At 75.0% G+C, this 244-nt stretch carries 1 pseudogene; it reads right to left on the minus strand.

The window, feature by feature from the left end:
• Positions 1–244: pseudogene (locus tag AC0CH3_RS17910) on the minus strand (thiol reductant ABC exporter subunit CydD); the annotation flags it as partial.

The raw sequence follows: 244 nt of genomic DNA on the forward strand, positions 1-244 counted from the left end.
CTTCCGCGCGGGCAGGAAACGCGCAACATAGCCGTCGATCGCATCGACCTCGTCCACCGCCGCTCTCATCAGCGTGCCCGTCGTCGCGTCGGAACCCGGGCTGCGGTGCAGCGCCGCGGCGATGATCCGCCGCCGCAGCCGTATCTTCGCGTGGTATGCACCGCCCGCGCCGCCCCGCGCAGCAAGCATCGCGCATCCGCCGCGTCCGAGCGCCGAGCCGCCCGCGAGCCCCGCCCAGGGCCGC

The sequence above is a fragment of the Sphingomonas sp. AC449 genome (assembly GCF_979253475.1).